This window comes from Xanthomonas sp. NCPPB 2586 (genome assembly GCF_041475775.2).
Taxonomy (GTDB): Bacteria; Pseudomonadota; Gammaproteobacteria; order Xanthomonadales; family Xanthomonadaceae; genus Xanthomonas; species Xanthomonas campestris.
Genome location: NZ_CM192981.1, coordinates 441,922 through 460,302 on the forward strand (window position 1 = coordinate 441,922; position 18,381 = coordinate 460,302).

Annotated in this window: 13 protein-coding genes, 1 tRNA gene, 1 other RNA gene and 1 pseudogene; 8 read left to right on the forward strand and 8 right to left on the reverse strand. The window is 62.6% G+C overall.

The window, feature by feature from the left end; all coding sequences use genetic code 11:
* Window positions 1–305: 305 nt before the first annotated feature.
* The 4 genes from bioH to bioB form a co-directional block, all read right to left on the reverse strand.
* Window positions 306–1,067 (reverse strand): pimeloyl-ACP methyl ester esterase BioH, encoded by a 762-nt coding sequence (gene bioH / locus ACCQ09_RS01940; protein WP_011035639.1) that lies wholly within the window; start codon window positions 1,065–1,067, stop codon window positions 306–308.
* Between the two features lie 31 nt (window positions 1,068–1,098).
* Window positions 1,099–1,464: a DUF7079 family protein gene (locus ACCQ09_RS01945; protein WP_040940448.1), complete on the reverse strand. Its 366-nt coding sequence runs from the start codon at window positions 1,462–1,464 to the stop codon at window positions 1,099–1,101.
* A gap of 2 nt (window positions 1,465–1,466) precedes the next feature.
* A complete protein-coding gene (gene bioF, locus ACCQ09_RS01950; protein ID WP_040940449.1) occupies window positions 1,467–2,672 on the reverse strand; it encodes an 8-amino-7-oxononanoate synthase in 1,206 nt (401 codons plus the stop codon).
* Between the two features lie 99 nt (window positions 2,673–2,771).
* Window positions 2,772–3,806, reverse strand: coding sequence for a biotin synthase BioB (bioB, locus tag ACCQ09_RS01955; protein ID WP_047676886.1), 1,035 nt, complete (start codon window positions 3,804–3,806; stop codon window positions 2,772–2,774).
* Window positions 3,807–3,855: 49 nt separating this feature from the next.
* Here bioB and ACCQ09_RS01960 point away from each other — a divergent pair, with 49 nt between their 5' ends.
* A complete protein-coding gene (locus ACCQ09_RS01960) occupies window positions 3,856–4,581 on the forward strand; it encodes a ComF family protein (RefSeq protein WP_014509279.1) in 726 nt (241 codons plus the stop codon).
* Window positions 4,582–4,979: 398 nt separating this feature from the next.
* Here ACCQ09_RS01960 and ubiA read toward each other — a convergent pair whose 3' ends face one another.
* Window positions 4,980–5,885, reverse strand: coding sequence for a 4-hydroxybenzoate octaprenyltransferase (gene ubiA, locus ACCQ09_RS01965; protein WP_040940451.1), 906 nt, complete (start codon window positions 5,883–5,885; stop codon window positions 4,980–4,982).
* Between the two features lie 265 nt (window positions 5,886–6,150).
* Between ubiA and ACCQ09_RS01970 the strand changes: the two genes are divergently transcribed.
* The 4 genes and pseudogenes from ACCQ09_RS01970 to ACCQ09_RS01985 all read left to right on the forward strand — a co-directional run bounded on the left by ACCQ09_RS01970 (window position 6,151) and on the right by ACCQ09_RS01985 (window position 8,946).
* Window positions 6,151–6,227: transfer RNA gene (locus ACCQ09_RS01970), tRNA-Arg, on the forward strand.
* Window positions 6,228–6,386: 159 nt separating this feature from the next.
* The gene (locus ACCQ09_RS01975; protein ID WP_228428357.1) at window positions 6,387–6,875 is read left to right on the forward strand and encodes an Arm DNA-binding domain-containing protein; all 489 of its coding nucleotides are present in this window, start codon (window positions 6,387–6,389) and stop codon (window positions 6,873–6,875) included.
* A 24-nt stretch (window positions 6,876–6,899) separates the two neighbouring features.
* Window positions 6,900–8,173: pseudogene (locus tag ACCQ09_RS01980) on the forward strand (IS4 family transposase).
* Window positions 8,148–8,946 (forward strand): IS5 family transposase gene (locus ACCQ09_RS01985; protein ID WP_108133935.1). Its coding sequence is split into 2 segments (ribosomal slippage): window positions 8,148–8,419 and window positions 8,418–8,946, totalling 801 coding nucleotides; the frame shifts between segments, so codons are not numbered across the junction. Before ACCQ09_RS01980 ends, ACCQ09_RS01985 begins: the two are co-directional and overlap by 26 nt.
* 363 nt (window positions 8,947–9,309) lie before the next feature.
* On the opposite strand, the gene ACCQ09_RS01990 is transcribed toward ACCQ09_RS01985, so the two are convergent.
* Both ACCQ09_RS01990 and ACCQ09_RS01995 read right to left on the reverse strand, forming a co-directional pair.
* Entirely contained in the window at window positions 9,310–11,445 is a 2,136-nt protein-coding gene (locus ACCQ09_RS01990) for a TonB-dependent receptor (RefSeq protein ID WP_040940452.1), read from the reverse strand.
* A 484-nt stretch (window positions 11,446–11,929) separates the two neighbouring features.
* Window positions 11,930–12,634 (reverse strand): superoxide dismutase, encoded by a 705-nt coding sequence (locus ACCQ09_RS01995; RefSeq protein ID WP_014509275.1) that lies wholly within the window; start codon window positions 12,632–12,634, stop codon window positions 11,930–11,932.
* 182 nt (window positions 12,635–12,816) lie between these two features.
* Here ACCQ09_RS01995 and ACCQ09_RS02000 point away from each other — a divergent pair.
* A non-coding RNA gene (locus ACCQ09_RS02000) (sX9 sRNA) lies at window positions 12,817–12,892 on the forward strand.
* A 226-nt stretch (window positions 12,893–13,118) separates the two neighbouring features.
* On the opposite strand, the gene ACCQ09_RS02005 is transcribed toward ACCQ09_RS02000, so the two are convergent.
* On the reverse strand, window positions 13,119–13,547 hold the full coding sequence (locus ACCQ09_RS02005) for a hypothetical protein (protein ID WP_080641364.1): 429 nt from the start codon (window positions 13,545–13,547) through the stop codon (window positions 13,119–13,121).
* An 801-nt stretch (window positions 13,548–14,348) separates the two neighbouring features.
* On the opposite strand from ACCQ09_RS02005, the gene ACCQ09_RS02010 reads away from it, so the two are divergent.
* Both ACCQ09_RS02010 and ACCQ09_RS02015 read left to right on the forward strand, forming a co-directional pair.
* Window positions 14,349–16,964 carry a TonB-dependent receptor plug domain-containing protein gene (locus ACCQ09_RS02010; RefSeq protein ID WP_197708522.1) on the forward strand — a complete coding sequence of 872 codons (2,616 nt, stop codon included), beginning with the start codon at window positions 14,349–14,351 and terminating at the stop codon, window positions 16,962–16,964.
* Between the two features lie 77 nt (window positions 16,965–17,041).
* A complete protein-coding gene (locus ACCQ09_RS02015) occupies window positions 17,042–18,310 on the forward strand; it encodes an aminotransferase class V-fold PLP-dependent enzyme (RefSeq protein ID WP_228428356.1) in 1,269 nt (422 codons plus the stop codon).
* Window positions 18,311–18,381: the final 71 nt, after the last annotated feature.

Here is an 18,381-nt window from a genome sequence, read left to right on the forward strand (position 1 = left end):
ACAGTGTGCTGCGTGCAGTGCGATTCGCACTGTGGCGCGGAGAAAGCACGAGTCCGCCATGCGCGATCCTGGGCGGCATGCCACCGAAAGCGGCTGACGAGATAGGTTGTATCTGCAGCGCTCGCGCATTGCGTTATCGATGTACTGGGCAGGCTCAGGCCTGCGTCAGCGGAAGTGCACCCCATCCAACGCAGCTCACGATTGCTTGCGGCCAGTGAATCCTCACTACACGCCGCGGCCGACGTGAAGCCTTTGCCATGCATCTGCGCAGGCACCTTCCTGCCGCATCACACGGTGCGAGTCTCTCAGGGCAATGCTGCAACAAAGCGGTGCAACGCCTCGGCCACCTGGTCGGCGTGGCCCAGGAACGGTGCATGTCCGCCGCCGTCGATGGTCAGTGCCTGTGCGTGTGGCGCGCGCGCAGCCGCGGCATGCATGCCGGCGGCCGGCACCAGGCGGTCGCGTTGCCCGGCGATCCACAGGCTGGGCCGCGCAAGCGTTGCCAGCGCGCGGCGCAGGTCGGTGCGTTCGAGCAGGCCCAGGCCATCCTGCAGCGCGCTGGCTGCCGGTTCGCCGCGCGCGGTGAGCGTCTCGCGCAGGCTGCGCAATTCGCTGCGCGCATGCGCCGAGCCCAGCGTGTCCAGGGCGAGAAACCGGTCGAGCGTGCCGCGGTAATCGCGCGCAAGATCCTGGCCGAATTGCACGAAGACCTCGCGTTCCACCGCATCGGGCCAGTCGCTGCCACGCACGAAGCGCGGCGTGGCGGCGATCATCGCCAGCGCGCGGACCTGCGGTTGGGTGGCCGCTGCATGCAGTGCGAACAGGCCGCCCAACGACCAGCCCACCCAGACCGCCGCCGGCGTGGCCGCGGCGATTGCGGCCACCACGTGCGGCAAGGCCAGCGGCGTAGTGTCGTCGTGGCTGAAGCCATGCCCGGGCAGGTCCACCAGATGCAGTTGGTAGTGCGGTGCCAGGCGCTCCACCAAGGGTGCGAACACACCGCCATGCAGTGCCCAGCCATGCAGAAGAACCAGTGCCGGCCCGTGGCCGATGACGTCGATATGCATGCGCGTAGTGTCGCCGATCACGCGTGCTGGGTCAGGTAGCTGCGGCCTCGGCGCGCAACGCAGCCACGCGTGGGCCGAGCCAACGCCATTGCGCACGTGCGTAGCCGCGCCAGCACCAGCGATCGGGCCAGCGCCACGCGCGCGCACGGTGTGCGGCGATGGCCGCGCTCAACCACGCCGGATCGAAGCCGTCCCACACGCCGGCCACGCTGTACACATTGCTGCGCAGCACCGGGTGCACGTCGTGCAACAACATCGTGCGCAGCTGTTCCAGCGAAAACGGCGACTCCGCCAGGCAGTGCACGATGCGCGCGTGCATGGCATCGACTGCGGTGTCCAGATACAGCTCGGCCATTGCCTCCCACACGCGGCGTTGCGCCGGCGTCGGGGCGTGCATGCTCAGGCCAGCGCGCGCTGCGGCTGGCGGCTGACCACATCGCGCGCCTGCACAATGGCATCGACCAGGGCCTGCACCTGTTGCGGCGTGTGCAATGCCGACAACGTCACACGCAGCCGCGCCTTGCCTTCGGGCACGGTGGGTGGGCGGATCGCACCGACCATGAAGCCGGCTTGCTCCAGCGCCGCCGACATCGCCATCACGGTGGCCTCTTCGCCACACAGCAATGGCTGGATGGGGGTGTCCGAGGCCATCAGTTCGAGGCCATGCCGGCGCGCGCCATCGCGGAATGTGCCGATCAGTTCGGTCAGCCGCGTGCGGCGCCAATCGTCGCGACGCGCCAGGCGCACCGCAGCCAGGGTGGCGGCCACCTGCGCGGGCGGCAGCGCGGTGGTGTAGATGTACGGGCGCGCGGTTTCGGCAAGATGGCGGATCAGCGCTTCTTCGCCCACCACCACCGCGCCATAGCCGCCCAGGGCCTTGCCCAGGGTCACCAGTTGCAGCGGCACTTCGGCCACGCCGAGCCCGGCATCGGCCACGCAACCGCGGCCCTGCGGCCCCAGCACGCCCACGCCGTGCGCATCGTCGACATAGAACAAGGCCTCCTGCATGCGCGCGACCAGGCTCAGCGCACGCAGTGGCGCAACGTCGCCATCCATGCTGAAAACACCGTCGCTGGCGAGCATTGCCGCGCCCTCCGGCGCGCCCTTGAGCTGGCGCATCGCGCCTTCCACATCCAGGTGCGGGTAGCGGCGCAACCGGCAGCCGGCCAGGCGCGTGGCATCCAGCAGGCTGGCGTGATTGAGCCGGTCCTGCACGCACACATCGTCTTCTTCGCTGAGCAGCGCCTGCTGCACGGCCAGGTTGGCGATGAAGCCGCTGCCGAACAGCAGCGCCGACGGATAGCCCAGCCATTCGGCGATGTCGCGCTCCAGCGTTTCGTGCGCGGTGTGATGGCCGCAGATCAGATGCGAAGCAGTCGCCCCGGCACCATCGCGCGCGGCGGCATCCTGCAGCGCGGCCACCACTTCAAACTGCTGCGACAGCCCCAGGTAATCGTTGGAGCAGAAACCGGTCAGCCAACGCCCATCGATTTCCAGGCGCACGCCGTCGCGGCGGCCCACCTGCCGCCGCACCCGCACCCGCTCCTGGGCCACGCGCAATTTGCGCAGCGACGAAATCCGTTCGTGCAGATCGGGGCGAGCCATGGTGTTCGTCGACAGCAGAAGAGGGCCGCTAGCGTAGCGTGCCGGGCCCAGCGCGCCCAGCCGGCACCGACGGCCGGTGCCGGCTGGGCGCTGATGCGGTCAGGCCGCGTGCTCGCAGGCGGCGCCGCAGGTGATGTCCGCATGCACGGTGCCGGGGTGGTCGTGCTCGGCGGCGTCGACGGTGATCTGCATCGGGCGCAGGCCCAGTCGCTGGAACAACGCCTGGTCGCGCTCGGTATCAGGGTTGCCGGTGGTGAGCAGCTTTTCGCCGTAGAAGATCGAGTTGGCACCGGCCAGGAAGCACAGCGCCTGCAGTTCGTCGCTCATCGCCTCGCGGCCGGCGGACAGGCGCACCATCGACTTGGGCATGGCGATGCGCGCCACCGCGATCATGCGCACGAACTCGAATGCATCCAGGAGCTCGGTGCCGTGCAATGGAGTGCCGGGAACCTGCACCAACTGGTTGATCGGCACCGAGTCCGGGTGCGCTGGCAACGTTGCCAGCGCGTGCAACAAGCCGACGCGGTGCTCACGGGTTTCGCCCATGCCGACGATGCCGCCGCAGCAGGTCTTCAAGCCCACATCGCGCACGTGCTCCAGGGTGTTCAGGCGGTCCTGGTACTGGCGGGTGTGGATGATCGAGTCGTAGTAATCCGGCGCGGTGTCCAGATTGTGGTTGTAGTAGTCCAGCCCGGCGTCCTTGAGCGCGCGCGCCTGGCCGGCGTCGAGCATGCCCAGGGTGGCGCAGGTTTCCAGGCCCATCGCCTTCACCTCGCGGATCATGGCGGCCACCTTGGGGATGTCGCGGTCCTTGGGCGAGCGCCACGCCGCACCCATGCAGAAGCGCGAGGCGCCGGCGGCCTTTGCCTGGCGGGCCTTGGCCACCACATCTTCGGTGTCCATCAGTTTCTGTGCGCTCACCCCGGTGTCGTAGCGCTGCGCCTGCGGGCAGTAAGCGCAATCTTCCGGGCAGCCGCCGGTCTTGACCGACAGCAGCGTGGAGACCTGCACCTCGGCCGGGTCGAAGTGGGCACGGTGCACGCTGGCGGCGCGATGCAGCAGCTCGGGAAACGGCAGCGCGAACAGCGCATGCAGTTCTTTGCGATCCCAGTCATGGCGGACGACAACGGACATCGGGGTTTCCTGACAGTCAGCGGCTTGGAAGCCAGGCAGTCTGGTGAGCATGGACGAGGCTGTCAACTTCACGCATCCGCATTCGGTTTACAGGTGGCCACAACGGCTGCTGCGATTGCTGCTGCCATCGCTGTGCCTGGTGTGCGCGGAGTCGGGCACCGACGATTGCGACCTGTGCCCATCCTGCCGGGCGGCGCTGCCAGACCATGGCACTGCCTGCGCGTGCTGCGCCACGCCGTTGTTTGCCGCTGCCGGGCTCCCGTTGTGCGGCCAGTGCCTGCAGCACCCGCCGCCGCTACAGCGCGCATATGCCTGCTTCACCTATCGCTGGCCGGTGGACGGGCTGCTGCGACGCTTCAAGTTCCATCAGGATCTGGCGGCCGGCCGGGTGCTGAGCGAACTGATGGCCGCGCGCTGTGCCGCCTTGCCGCGGCCACAGGCACTGGTGCCGGTGAGCCTGCACCGGCATCGGCTACGCCAGCGCGGTTACGACCAGGCGCTGGAGTTGGCCCGACCTCTGGGCCGCGCACTGCAGCTGCCCTGCCTGCCGCTGCTGCGCCGCGTATGCGCCACCGCGCCACAGTCCGAACTGGATGCCGACGAGCGCCGACGCAATCTGCGTGATGCGTTTCTGGCGCATGGGCCGCTGCCCACCCATGTGGCGCTGGTGGACGACGTCATGACCACGGGCGCCACCTTGCATGCAGCCGCACAGGCGCTGCGGCGCGCCGGTGTGCAGCGCGTGGACGCCTGGGTCTGCGCGCGGGTGCCGTGAGGGATGGTGGCTTGCGCGTTGTAGCGTTGCGCCGTGAGGCCTGGCCCGCAACGTTGTCGGCGACGGTCATCCAGTTGCGCCGCTATCGGTGTCATGACAACAACGCGCCGAGGCGACAGCGCGCCCGGGGATTGGCGCAGAGCGGCACATGGATGTGTCGCTGCGGCGAATCAGGCAGAGGACGTCTGACCGAGCCGAATAGCCGATCCCCGGGCGCGCTGTCGCAGCCCACCGAAGCCGGCGCCTGACAGGTGGAGCCATGCCGCAACCAAACCACTTTCCGCGCCCCGGCCCGCGGTTGCTGCGCGGGCGCTCCAAGGCGCGCACCAGTGCCGGGCAACCTGTGTCTTCGCGGCCTCTGCGGGCTTAACGCGCGGCGCGATTAGCGCATCTACCCGCTAGCGCAACGCCAGCGACGCGGCGATGCCGACGAAGATCGCCAGGCCTACCCAGTTGTTATGCAGGAAGGCGCGGAAGCAGGGGCCGCGTTCGCGGTGGCGCGCGATATGGAATTCGTAGGCCACCAGCAGCGCTGCGATGCCCAGCCCAGCCCAGTAAGCGATGCTGAGGCCGGCGCGCAAGCCCACCAGCACCAGGGCCGCGAACATCAGCGCATACAGCACGCCTTGCGCGATCAGGTCGTAACGGCCGAACAGGATGGCGGTGGACTTGCTGCCCATGCGGAGGTCGTCCTCGCGGTCGACCATGGCATACCAGGTGTCGTAGGCGGTGGCCCAGAGGATGTTGGCGGCGTATAGCAGCCAGGCCAGCAGCGGCACGCTGCCCTGCACGGCGGCGAAGCCCATCGGGATGCCCCAGCCGAACGCTATGCCCAGGTATACCTGCGGCAGATGGGTGTGGCGCTTCAGATAGGGATAGCTGGCGGCCAGAAACAGGCCGGGCACGCTCAGCGCCACGGTCAGCCAGTTGAGGCTGAGCACCAGCGCGAAGGCGACCAGCATCAACACCACGAACACCCACAGCGCCTCGCGGCCGGAGACCGCGCCGGTGGCGAGCGGACGCGACTTTGTGCGCTCTACGTGCGGATCCAGCCAGCGGTCGGCGTAGTCGTTGATCACGCAGCCGGCCGAACGGGTCAGCCAGACGCCAGCGGTGAACACGAACAAGGTCCACAACGGCGGCAGGCCCCCGGCCGCCAGCCATAGCGCCCACCAGGTGGGCCAGAGCAGCAGCAGGCTGCCGATCGGGCGGTCACCACGGACCAACTTCCAATACTGTCCCAGGCGCTCTGGCCACGTGAGCGCAGGGGCCATGGGCACGTTCTCGAAACCTTGCTTGCTCATGCTGCAAAGGGTAGCAGCGCCGCTCGGCCGCGGTCATGCGCTTGACGGTGTGGACGTCGCTGTTGGCTGCGGTTGGGCGCGCTTTTGAAGTGGGTTTTCAGGTGCGGGGCGCTGCGGTGCTGGAGGGATAGCCCCATCTTTGCGACCGCGCGGATAGATGTGGATGCGCCTTCGGCTGGTGCGCGCGGAGGGATGCGCGCCGGGAAGCGGGCCACGGCCCAGGGATCACGCGCATGGCGCCGGTTCTGGCATAATGCGCGGCCAGGCGCTCGTAGCTCAGCCGGATAGAGTAGTGGCTTCCGAAGCCATTGGTCGGGGGTTCGAATCCCTCCGGGCGCACCAGATGAACCCTCCGGGACATCCAAGAAAGTCCAAAACCCCCGAGAAATCGGGGGTTTTTGTTGCCTGAGGTTTTCCTAGGTCCACCATGATCCATTGAAATCCAGGCTCGTAGGGGCATAGATGGGGGCACCAGCCCCCAGTGCGAAAGCGGATGCCCCCATGCCCCTGAGTGACGCCGCAGTGCGTAACGCAACGCCCGCTGACAAGCCCGTGAGACTGTTCGACGGCGGCGGCTTGTATGTCGAGATCTCGCCGAAAGGCGCCAAGCTATGGCGATGGAAGTATCGCTTTGGCGGTAAGGAGAAGCGCTTGGCACTGGGGGTCTACCCAGAGGTCAGCCTGGCGGAGGTGCGAGCGCAGCATCTGGAAGCACGCAAAGTCCTCCGGTCCGGCATTGACCCAGGTGAGAAGAGGAGGGTCGACAGGCTGGTGCGCGTTGATCGGTCCCAGCCCAGCTTTGCAGCTGTCGCTGCAGAGCTCCTGGCCCTGCATGGCAAGAAGAATTCCGTCCTGACGATGAAGCGCAATGGCAGGATCGTCGAAAAGGACCCCAACCCTGAGGTTCCCCACATTTCCTCCTGTCAGATCAATCACTTGCGACATGATCGCCTGGAAGAAAGTGCGCGCATGGCGCAATCTTCAAGGTGACTAAGCCAGAGAAGGTTGACGACCATGCGCGCCAGCGAAGTATTGCAGAAGTGCCTGCCGAACTCACTGTCCGGGATGCATGCGTTGCGCGAACGCGCGTTGCTGCATGCGGTCGAGGCGTTGTTGCACGGACGCAGGCTGACACTGATGGACATCGCACGTTCGTGGCCGAGCGCACTGCGGGTGCGCGCGCCGCTCAAGGCAGTTGATCGCCTGTTGAGTAATCGCAATTTGCAGGTTGAGCGATCGGTGATTGACCACGAGATGGCGCACTGGCTGCTGCGCGGCGCGCAGCCGGTAATCGTCATCGACTGGAGCGATCTGAAGCCAGACAAATCGTGGTGTCTGCTGCGCGCAGCGGTGCCGGTGGGCGGCCGCACGCTTACCTTGCTGGACATGGTAGTGCCAGGAAAGCAGCAGGGATCGCCTGGTGCAGAAAGACGCTTCTTGCACCAACTGAGGGCACTGGTTCCGGACGATGTTCGCCCGATCCTGGTCACTGACGCCGGCTTCCGGACACCGTGGTTCCGCGCTGTATCGGCCATGGGCTGATGTTGGGTTGGGCGATTGCGCGGGCGCACGCAAGTCAAGCCGCAGGACGTGCGGGATGGAGCAGATCAGTGGATCGATAGCCGGAAACTGCATGTGTTGGCGTCCAATCGTGCATGCGAGTTACCGCCGATGCAGGCCAATCGCAGCGATCCACTCGATTGCAGGTTGGTGGTTTACGCCAAGGCACGGCAAGGGCGCAAACGGTGCAATCGCCGCTCACCCGCCAAAGCCTCACGTGCGTCATCGAGTCTGAAGGCCGCAGCGCGTGAGCGCGAGCCTTGGCTCATCGTTGCATCCCCACAGCTGCACGCACCCAGCGCAAAGCAGTTGGTTAATCTGTACGCACGAAGGATGCAGATCAAACTGGCCTTTCGCGATCTGAAATCACATCGCTACGGCCAGGCGCTGGAAGACAGTTTGACCCGACGCGGCGAGCGACTGCAGATCCTGCTGCTGATCAATACGTTGGCTGCATTCGCCAGCTGGTTGGCAGGGCTGGGATGCGAAGCGACCGGTATCGCCCAGTGGCTGTCTCCTCGCAACAGCACACGCAAGCTCTACTCCACGCTACGCATCGGCCGAGAAGCGCTGGTCAGGCAGTGGCCGATGGAACCCGTCTCACGGGGATAGGGCGCTTGCGCGCACTGCCTGCGGCAGTACGCGGGCAGATGATGCTTAGAACCTGTTCACGATCTTTCCTGATCAGTGCAGACTATGCGGATGCGCCAAAAAACCTATCCGAGTGACATGAGCCGGGAGCAGTTCGAACACGTGCTGCCGATCCTGGAACAAGCGCGTAAGCGCACCAAGCCACGCCGTGTGGATGTGTATGAGGTGTGGTGCGCAGTGTTGTACTTGCTGCGAACCGGTTGCCAATGGCGAGCGCTACCCAGCGACTTTCCGAAGTGGCGGACCGTGCACTCGTACTTTGCCAAGTGGAGCGAGTGCAACGATGAGGGAGTGAGCCTGCTGGAGCAGGCACTTAAAAAATCAGGTTGGCGTGGCCCGCGCCAGACAGGAGCGCAACGCCTGCACCAGGTTCTTGATCGTGGACGCGCAGAGCGTAAAGAACACCGACACAGCAGGGCAAAAGGGATATGACGCGGGCAAGAAGGTGTCGGGCATCAAGCGGCATATCGCTGTTGATACTCAGGGATTGCCCCATGCAATCGCGGTGACGACGGCGGAGGTGACCGACCGCAAAGGTGCGCTGCAGGCGTTGGAGCGCTGCCAGTCAGACTTGACGCATGTACAAAGCTTACTGTGCGACAGCGGTTACACCGGCGTACGGTTTGCCGACGGCGTGCGAGAGATTTTAGGCGAGCAGCTCACGGTGCAGATTGCCAAGCGCAGCGAACTGCACACCTTCAAGGTCATGCCCAAGCGATGGATCGTCGAGCGTAGTTTTGCTTGGCTGGAGAAGAACCGAAGGCTATGGAAGAACTGCGAGCGCAAACTCAACACCAGCCTGCAGTTCATCCATTTGGCCTTCTTGGCACTATTACTCAGAAGATCGTGAACAGGTTCTTACGGTGTAAAACGTGGGGATACCTTAGTATCTGGACCGATTGCGGTACTTGTAACAGAGGGGTATCGGTGCGCGTGGCAGCACTGGATTCGGAAACGGTATAGCTGTCGCGTTTCGCACGCACCTGGAGCGTGTCCAATGTCCAGCTGTTGAATGCCGGCTCGGAAGTTTGGGGTGATGCAGGATCTTGTGCTGACACTGCGTCCTGGTTGAGCGAAGGCGCGGCGAGCAGTGCGGGCGAAGCGAGAGCAGCCGCAAGCGCGAACGCCAGGCGGGAGGGAGCGGACGGTGTGGCCCTGGAGGGATGCATGAAAACTCCAACAATGAGCGGGAAGGTCGAGATGTGACTGGCCATCAGAAACGATGGTCCACGGTGAACTCGACGCGCCTGTCGGCACCCCGCAGCCACTGGGTATCGGTGTAATAAGCCGTTTCGTAGAACGTCTTGTCGAAGGCATTGAAGACGCGGGCGGTCAGTCGGGTGGCTGGGCGGGCCTGCCAGGAGACCGTGACATCCGTGGTGGCATAGCCCGGAAGTTGCAACGTATTGGCAGTGTCCGCATAGCGCTTTCCGACATACCGAACACCCGTGGCGACCGTCCAGTCTGTAGCCACCTGCCAGCTCACCCACGCATTGGCCAAGCGCTCGGCGACGTTGGGCGGCACGTTGCCATCCCGAGAGACCGCGATGACCGGCGAACCAGTGTTCTCCAGAAAATCTTCGAACTCTGCCTTCAGCACGGTGGCGTTGAGATCCAGCGACCATGCCGGCGCGAAGACCCATGCCAAGGACGCCTCCACCCCCTTGGACGTTTGTGCGCCCACCTGGACACGTCGGTCCGGGTTCAAGGGGTCGCGGCTAAGCAAACCGGTCTTGCGAATGCGATAGGCAGCCAAGGTCCACTCGCCGCCATCAAAGCCCTGTTTGAAGCCAACTTCCACCTGCTTGCCTCTGGATAGATCAAATGCCCCGTTGCTCGGACTGATCATTAGCAGACCACTGATCGGGTCAGACGCTTGAGAGAACTGGGCGTAAAGCGTGGACGTTGGCCGGAGTGCAAACACCGTTCCGGTACGCCAGCCGGTATTTGAGTAAGTCTTTGAGAACGTCCGCTGCCCGCTGATCAGGTCGGTGCGCTGAACAATGGCACGGTCATGGCGGAGGCCTGCCAAGATGGACCAGCGGTCGGTCAGCGCCAAACGGTCTTCAAGGAAGAGCGCGTATTGCTCGGCGCTGTTGCGATACCGGGGGATATTCGGCGCGTCGCTAATGAACCGGCCCGGCACCGGATTGAACAGGTCCACCGGCCCGGAACTTCCCGAGTAGGTGTTATTGGTGTGCTTGAAGTGGGCTCGGTTGGCATCTACGCCAACGGCAAAGGTGTTGTCCATGTGGCCAAGACCACCCCGCAACCGCAGCGTGGAGGTCAGACCGGTCTGGTCCTGGTTGTGCGTGATCTGCGTGTTGTCGGAGCGGTCGATCAGCCCGGTTGTCGCGTTATAGACGTAGGCCTCGGCATTGCGCCAATCGCGCTGGCTGTCGACCTGGTAAAGGCGCGTGCGCCATTCAACCGTATTGTTGGGCGTCCACACCGCGTCGAGCTGGCTCCAACGGTCTCGGAACCGGATGACGCTGTCAGAGACGTTGTAGTTTTCGTGGCGCAACGCATTCAGCTGTTGGCCGTCCACCAATGGCGTGCCGAAGTAACGCATGGGGCGTTGATAGCCTTCTGCATGCGTCAGTGTGAATTGCAGGTCCGGCCGCGCTTGCCAGAGCAATGCGCCCGAGAAGGTGGCATCACCGTTGTAGCCACGATCCACCCAGCCGCTACTGTAATTGCCACTGACATCCAGCCGGTAGGCGAGGTTGGAGCTCAACGCGCCCCCGCTGCCGACCCCCAGTCGTGCCGTGTCCTGGCTGCCCACGGTAGCTCGAAGCTCGTTTTCCACCGGGCCAAAGTGAGGCTTCTTGGGCACGATGTTGACTACGCCCCCGATCGCGCCGTCGCCATAGATGACGGAGGCCGGGCCACGCAACACTTCGATGCGTTCGATCGACCACGTGTCAAAAGGAAACGTGACTCCCACGCCGCCGTACTGTCGGATGCCGTCATACAGACGCATGACCGACGCACTGTCGGTAAAACCACGGCTGGATAGGGCACTCAGGCCATTGCCTGGATGAGGCATCGCGCTGATGGCACCGGCCCAGGTGATGGCATTGTTTAGGTTGGCATTGCCGCGTGCGTTCAGTTGCTCACGCAAGATAACGGTCAGGCTTGCGGGAGTATCGAGCACGCTCAGACCGAGTGCCGAACCGGTCGAACTGATGTCAGTCAATGTGACTGCGCGATCGTCGACGACCCGGACCGTGTCGAGCGTTCGGGGCGCTGGGCCTTGTTGTGCCAAGACTCCAGTGGAATGCAGCAGGAATGGAACGAGAGCCAAGGCTAGGCGTCCCGGACGGAGGACCGAGGGAAAGGAATGCATGGGTGGTTCCAGGTGGAATAGCGCCGTGGGCGCAAGCGGGCGTTGTTTGAGAACGACTACGCCGCCATCGGAGGGCCACGTGGACGGTGTGCGGTGCTGCTGGCGAACCGCGGGACATTCGACGCACAAACGTCACTGCCGGCTGAGGCATGAGTGGGAGCGGCACGCCTCCAGGTCCAGTCATGCGGGGTGAGAAGAAGCGCTGCCAGCAGGCAGTGCTCGCAAGCAGCGTCGTGGGGCAGGGCGTGCTTGCCTAATTGGATTTGCCCTTCGCGACTACCCAGGGCCAGCGTGGCCGGTTTGGTTGCCAGCTGGTGGCCCGTCTCGCACATGGCCTCCATGACCATCTGCTGCGGCAGCGATTCAACCCACCGGCTGACAACCGGCGCAACCACCAGCACCAAGGCCGCCATGGCGGCCCAGCTGCGGATAGCGTGGGCAAGGAATCTTCGAAGAGCCATGGGCGTGGGCGAGGATTGGCCGGTCAGCGCTTGGCTGCAGCGCCAAAGCGGGCGTTGACCTCGGTCCAGTTGACCACCGACCACCACGCCTTGATGTAGTCGGCCCGCTTGTTTTGGTAATGCAGGTAATATGCGTGTTCCCACATATCCAGGGCCAGCAGTGGCATGCCGCGGTCGGACACGACATCCATCAATGGGTTGTCCTGATTGGACGTGGTGGTGATCGCCAGTGAGCCGTCTGGTTTGACGATCAACCAGGCCCATCCCGAGCCGAAAATTTTTGTGGCCGCCTCGGAGAACTTGGTTTTGAAGGCCTCTTCGGAGCCGAACGACTGTGCCAGTTTTGCCTTGAGGGCCGGCGATATCGTTCCTCCCTGGCCTGCGGGTGCCATCAGCGTCCAGAACAGGCTGTGGTTGTAATGGCCGCCGGCATTGTTGCGGACCGCCGCGTCGTACAGAGAGATATGGGCCTGGATGTCTTCGACAGACGTGGTCGACAACGCTGGGTAGTCCTCGACCTTGTTGTTGAGGTTATCGACGTAGGCCTTGTGATGGCGTGCGTGATGGATCTCCATCGTTTGCGTGTCGATGGCCGGTTCCAATGCATTGGTCGCGTAGGGAAGCGCCGGTAGCGAGAAGGCGACTTTAGGTGCGTCGGCTGCGACTGCAATATTTGAAAGTGCCAGCAGGGCGCTGAGGCCTAACGCTTTAATGGATTGGCAATTCATGGTGTTTTGCTCCGATTTCAAGAAGGACGAACAGGGTGCTAGCAGGCGTTTGGCATGAAAGCACAAGCGCACGGCGGACTGTGTCGGTCCGTTAGAGTCAGGAACTCCGGTCCTCAATTAAGAGCATCTAACAAAACTCCTGCGCAGCCGCCAGGCGAGCGCGGCCGGTGCCCGGAATCCTCATGTACAACTCGTACACTGCGGTTCCTAGGCTCCTTCCGCGCCCACCTGACGGCTGTTCGCTATGTTTTGTCAGCCGCTCTAAATCGTAAGGACTGCAGTGCACAGGCACTTGCACGCGTCAACCTCACAACGTGCGACGACGCTTCGCCCTTGCTCGCGCAGGAGCAAATCGTTCAAACCGGGCACTCGACGGCTCAGTCTCGTCCTAGCAGATCCGCTACACCTCAACTTGGCAGCCATACAAGCCAATAGCCGCCAGCCCAAAGCAAAGACGGAAAAGATGCCGCACCGGAACGTTGTGTCAGGCGAGAACGACGGAAGGGGGGCCGCGGGCACCCAAGGTGCTTGAGAGCAGCGATAGGCGCGTATTAGCGAGCCTTGCTAATCGCCCGAAGCTGCCAGGGCAGCCAGTGAGGAGCAGTAGCACTGCAATCAACAGACTGATCAAACGGGCAGCAATCACGCAGTAATCGCAGTCGACGCCCATGTCATGCTCGGCATGTGGGCCGGGCATTGGGCGTGCATTTGCCGTCTCATCGTCTGCGTCGTGATGGGGATAGACGTGGGATGAAATTGAAGCCGTCTCCAGCACGTCTACCGCATCGTGGTGATGCTGGTGGCGAGGCGTCTGCTTAAAACGCGAGCCATGCTGATGCACTACGTTGAGCGCTGAGGAGGCCGATGCTTCGGACTGCTTCAGGGCGCGACTTACCAACGGCGCAATGAGCATCAAGAGAATGGCGAGCCATGCGCAGGCAAGCAACCAGTGGTGGCGTCGTGAACGGTGCACATTCCGATTCTAATGGAAGCGGCCGACGAATGGTCTTTGGGTCAAGATCGTCGAAGGGCTGCGACAAAGTGTCGCAATGTGTGTTGGAGCAACGCCTGCCGCAAGGTCTGTCTGCCTTTCGCAAAGGTTTCAGGTAGCGAATACGCCAATGCCACATGCTCCATGCGCTGAGTAACCCACGGACGAGGGCGCGATGGTGAGCGCGTGTGTTGCTAGACTTCGCTCACCGAGCCTCTGCTCGACACGTAGCATGTAGCCAACCAGTGTTTGGCGTAGTCGTACGCGGCGTTTCGGTCAGTGAAGGCAACACCGGATATGGATTGACGATGAAGTGTGATGCCACCGGGCTTGGAAATAGGAGTTCGGGTAGGAATTTACCGTCAGCCGGTGAGAAGTGCGCCGTTAGCAGATAATCGCCCACGTGACGAGTTGCGGTAACGCCCAAGAGCATTTTTCCTTGATGGTGCCCAGCACCGTTGGTTGTTCGAAACATCACAAAAAAAGCCGCAGCCAGGCGCTGCTTGGTGGCGGATGATCATGGACGACAAGAGTCCAACAGGCAGTCGGTGTTAGGCGAGCTGGACTTTAGGTATTTCCCTCAGCAGCAGCGCCGGGAGAGGCGGTTGAGCCGTCCCCAATATGAGGAGCGCACGTTTGCTCTCGCCGACTATTTCCGGTCGCCACTCGAAATATTGAAACAAATTGTTATTATGTAACAATAATTCTTGATGGGGAGTGTGCATGTTGCGTAGTCGAACTCTTGCGGTGACGGGAATGCTGTCAACGAGTCTTGCAGTGGCACTGCCAGCCTTCGCTGAAGATCGGGAAGCGAACTCGTCTACGCTGGTAGACAAGGAATTCGAGGTCATTACGGTGGGTAGCCGCTTCGGCGGTCGCTCGATGCTGCAGTCGCCAACGCCAGTGGACCTGATTACCAGAGAGGAGATGGAGCGCAACGGGCGCGTCGATCTGCTGCAGATGCTCAAGGTCGAGGTGCCCAGCTTCAACATCCCGCGCCCGATTGCATCGGGTGCCGGCGACTACCTCATGCCGCCGTCTTTACGGGGCCTGGGGCCGGGTGAGGTGCTGGTGCTGGTCAATGGCAAGCGTCGCCACACGTCGGCGGATCTCAACTCAAGCAATGGTGTTGGACGCGGCGATATTTCGATCGACTTCAACGCCATCCCGTCCCTGGCCTTATCGCGCGTGGAAGTCCTGCGCGATGGCGCAGCGGCGCAATATGGGTCCGATGCAATCTCCGGCGTCATCAACCTCACCTTGGACCGCTCGCTGGAGACCGTGGCGCACGCCACTTACCTTGCTACCAGCAAGGGCGACGGTCAAACGCATGAGGTGGCCGCAGCGACGGGATTCCCCATCGGCAGGGAAGGCGTCGTGCGGCTCACTGCGGCCGTGCAAGACATCGCAGCCAGCAACCGGGCGCGTCCCGACACTCGGCAACAGTATTTCGGCGCCAACGCTGCTGGTGCGCCGGTGATGCCCTCCGGCAACTATGGCTCCGGGACAGGGCTGACCGCGCCCAATGGCAGGCTTGATCCCCTCGAAGCCGCTTTTGACCGGGACGTGTTCTTCCAGGGCACCCAGCCAAGCACCAATCGGCAGCTGTTCTACAACTTAGTGACGCCCCTGTCTGATGCGGTGGAGTTCTACTCCTTCGGCGGCCACAGCCGCCTGGATGGGGATATCACTTACTTCTTCCGGCGTGCGGGTCAGGACGAGACGGTGCGTGCCATCTATCCGGATGGCTACAGCCCGATGCTGGATACACGCATCGACAACACATCGGTTGCGCTGGGTCTGCGAGGCCATGCGCTTGCAGGATTCGGTTGGGACCTATCCACGGTCTACGGGCGCAATACGCAGGACCTGTTTTACGCCAATAGCGTCAATGTCTCGCTCGGCGCCGGTTCGCCAACACGTTTCTATCGCAGCGGCGCCGACTTTGATCAATGGACAACCAATCTCGATCTGAATCGAGAGCTCGCCCTGGGCAGCTTCAGCCCACTGCGCTTGGCATTAGGCGCAGAGCATCGCTACGAGCAGTACCGGCTGTTGTCCGGCGCCGAGGCTGGCTACATTAACGGGGGCGTGCCCATCCTGGACGGGCCCAACGCGGGAAGGCCTGCGATTCCCGGCTCACAGCCGGGCCCAAGCAATGGCCCGGACGACAACGCGCTGCTGGACCGGAACAGTCAGGCGATCTACGTGGAAGTCGAGCAATCGCCTAGCGACCGCCTGCTGCTGAGCGCTGCCGCCCGCCATGAGCGCTACTCCGATTTCGGCAATACGACGAACGTCAAAATCGCGAGTCGTTTTCAGCTGAGCGAACAATGGGCGCTACGGGGCTCGTACAACACCGGCTTCCGTGCTCCAGCGCTGGCGCAGTCTGGTTACAACGCGTCCAATACGTTGATTCTCAATGGGGCGCAGGCGATCGTGCGTGTTGCCGCGGTGGGAGCCGAGGCGGCGCAGCTGGCCGGGGCGACCGATCTCAAGCCTGAAACGTCGAACAACATTTCGCTTGGCACGGTATTTCAGGAAGGCAACTGGTCAGCCTCACTTGATGCTTATCAGATCAAGGTCCGCGACCGCATTGCGATTTCCTCGACGTTCCAGGACCCGCGCCTGACCAACTACCTTGCGGCCAATGGACAGTCCGGATTCGCGGCGATTTCGTTTTTGACCAACGCTGTGGACACCGTCACGCGTGGCATGGATCTGGTCATCAATTATCGGCGACAATTTGAACTTGGCGGAGCACTGACCGGCACCTTTGCTGGCAATTACAACACCACTGATTTTGATCGGATTGCCGGCACGCCTGCACCAATTGCTGCGCTGGGCATCACCACGCCGCTGTTCGACCTGACCCAGCAGCTGCGGTACTCAGACAGTCAGCCTCGCGACAAGCTGATGCTCAATCTGAACTATACGCATGGCCGCTTCTCGGCAAACCTGACAAACACCCGCTATGGCCAAGTCTCCAGCGTGGCCCTGACTGGCAAGAACGCAGCGCAGGTTGCAGTGCTCACGCCGGGCTACGACACGCGCTTGGTGCCAGCCTCGGCCACCACCTACGACATCATCCAGACCTTTTCGCCAAAGATCATCACCGATCTGGAACTCTCAGCACAGGTGACGCCGGCCCTGCGTGTGAGCATCGGGGCGCAGAACCTGCTTGATGTGTATCCGGACGAGAATATCGCGTCCACTGCGGCCAGTGTTGCAGTGGGGACCAATGGCTCGGACAACGCAGGCACGCATCCGTATAACGCCACATCGCCGTTCGGCTTTACGGGTCGTGCGTTATTTATGCGCGCCGGTCTTACGTTTTAAGCACACGACGACGATGCTTGAAGCTCCACACCTGACAGAGGACGACTTGAATGGGCAATCGCAGAGGATTTTTGAAGATGTCCGCTTCGCTGGCTGCCGCGCCCCTGATTCCTGAGTCGTCTGCTGTGAGCAATGAACTAGACATTCCTGTTTCCAACAAACGCCCGCATGAGCTTGCACGCGACGAAGCCCACTGGCGCGCGGTAGGTAGACTCTATTCAATCCAAGAGGAAATCATCAACCTCGAGCACGGCTATTGGGGACAGATGTCCATCCCAGTAGAGCAGGCGTTGGCTCGCCACACGCACAGAGTCAATCGCGAATTGTCGTGGTATGCACGCCGTGAGTACGATCGCGATTTTCTGAAAGCGCGGACGGCAGTTGCCGATGCTCTCGGTGTCAGCGTCGAGGAGCTGATGCTCACCCGCAACGCGACTGAGTCGTTCGTCAATCTGATCACCCAGTATGACGAATTGAGTTCCGGTAACGCGATCCTGTGGGCAGATGCCGACTACCCCGAGTTCAAGCGCATGATGTCCTGGCTCGCAGAGTCGCGGCAGGTAAGGGGAACGATGCTGAGTCTCCCGGCTGCGGGAACCGATGAGGATTACATAAGGATCTATCGAGAAGCCTTTGATGCGCTTCCGGATCTCAAGCTGATGTTGCTTACTCATGTCAGCAATCAACACGGTCTAGTGCTGCCAGTGCGAGAGATCGCGGCTATTGCCAAGCGCCGCGGCATCCACGTCATTTGCGATTGCGCACAATCCTGGGGGTTGCTCGACTTCACCCTTGACGACTTGAACGTTGACTGGGCTGTCTTCAATCTCCACAAGTGGATCGGCTCGCCGGTAGGTGTCGGGGCCCTTTACATGCGGCACGGAACACTGCTGCCTGTGAGGCCATTTCCAGGAGAGGACAGCAGTGATACGGATGTGGCCAATCGCGTGCACTTGGCAACATCTGACTTCGCTTCATTTCTTACTGTGCCTGATGCTCTCGCTTTTCACCGCGCTATTGGCGGCGCAAATAAACAAGCGCGGCTGAACTACCTCCGCGAAGCATGGGTCGCCAGCCTTGAAGGGTCGTCGGCGGTTGAGGTATTAGGCGCGACCGGACCTAAAAACGCATCGGGAATGGGGGCATTCCGCCTGCGCGGACAGACGTCGAAGGTGCAAGTGAGTGCACTCCAGACTCGCCTTGAGACAGAATTCCGCATCTTTACAGTGGTTCGAAACGATCTTGCTAGCGGAGCCTGTATCCGGGTGACTCCACAGGTATTTACTCCGCTTGAGCATGTGCAGGCGCTTGCTGACGCCATCGTTGAGATTTCGGTTACCGGCTAAGTGAAGCCGGCTTGACCGAATTTGCTGTAATGTGTCCGACAGCTGGCCTCTGCTCAGCAATGTCCGCCTGG

Bases quoted from the DNA above. Each gene is read 5' to 3' on its own strand.
- ACCQ09_RS01975 (WP_228428357.1), top strand. From the start codon at position 6,387: ATGCCCCTGAGTGACGCCGCAGTGCGTAACGCAACGCCCGCTGACAAG.
- ACCQ09_RS01945 (WP_040940448.1), bottom strand. From the start codon at position 1,464: ATGCACGCCCCGACGCCGGCGCAACGCCGCGTGTGGGAGGCAATGGCC.
- ACCQ09_RS01990 (WP_040940452.1), bottom strand. From the start codon at position 11,445: ATGCATTCCTTTCCCTCGGTCCTCCGTCCGGGACGCCTAGCCTTGGCT.
- ACCQ09_RS02010 (WP_197708522.1), top strand. From the start codon at position 14,349: ATGTTGCGTAGTCGAACTCTTGCGGTGACGGGAATGCTGTCAACGAGT.
- ACCQ09_RS01960 (WP_014509279.1), top strand. From the start codon at position 3,856: ATGGACGAGGCTGTCAACTTCACGCATCCGCATTCGGTTTACAGGTGG.
- ACCQ09_RS01995 (WP_014509275.1), bottom strand. From the start codon at position 12,634: ATGAATTGCCAATCCATTAAAGCGTTAGGCCTCAGCGCCCTGCTGGCA.
- bioB (WP_047676886.1), bottom strand. From the start codon at position 3,806: ATGTCCGTTGTCGTCCGCCATGACTGGGATCGCAAAGAACTGCATGCG.
- bioH (WP_011035639.1), bottom strand. From the start codon at position 1,067: ATGCATATCGACGTCATCGGCCACGGGCCGGCACTGGTTCTTCTGCAT.
- bioF (WP_040940449.1), bottom strand. From the start codon at position 2,672: ATGGCTCGCCCCGATCTGCACGAACGGATTTCGTCGCTGCGCAAATTG.
- ACCQ09_RS02015 (WP_228428356.1), top strand. From the start codon at position 17,042: ATGTCCGCTTCGCTGGCTGCCGCGCCCCTGATTCCTGAGTCGTCTGCT.
- ubiA (WP_040940451.1), bottom strand. From the start codon at position 5,885: ATGAGCAAGCAAGGTTTCGAGAACGTGCCCATGGCCCCTGCGCTCACG.
- ACCQ09_RS02005 (WP_080641364.1), bottom strand. From the start codon at position 13,547: ATGCTCATTGCGCCGTTGGTAAGTCGCGCCCTGAAGCAGTCCGAAGCA.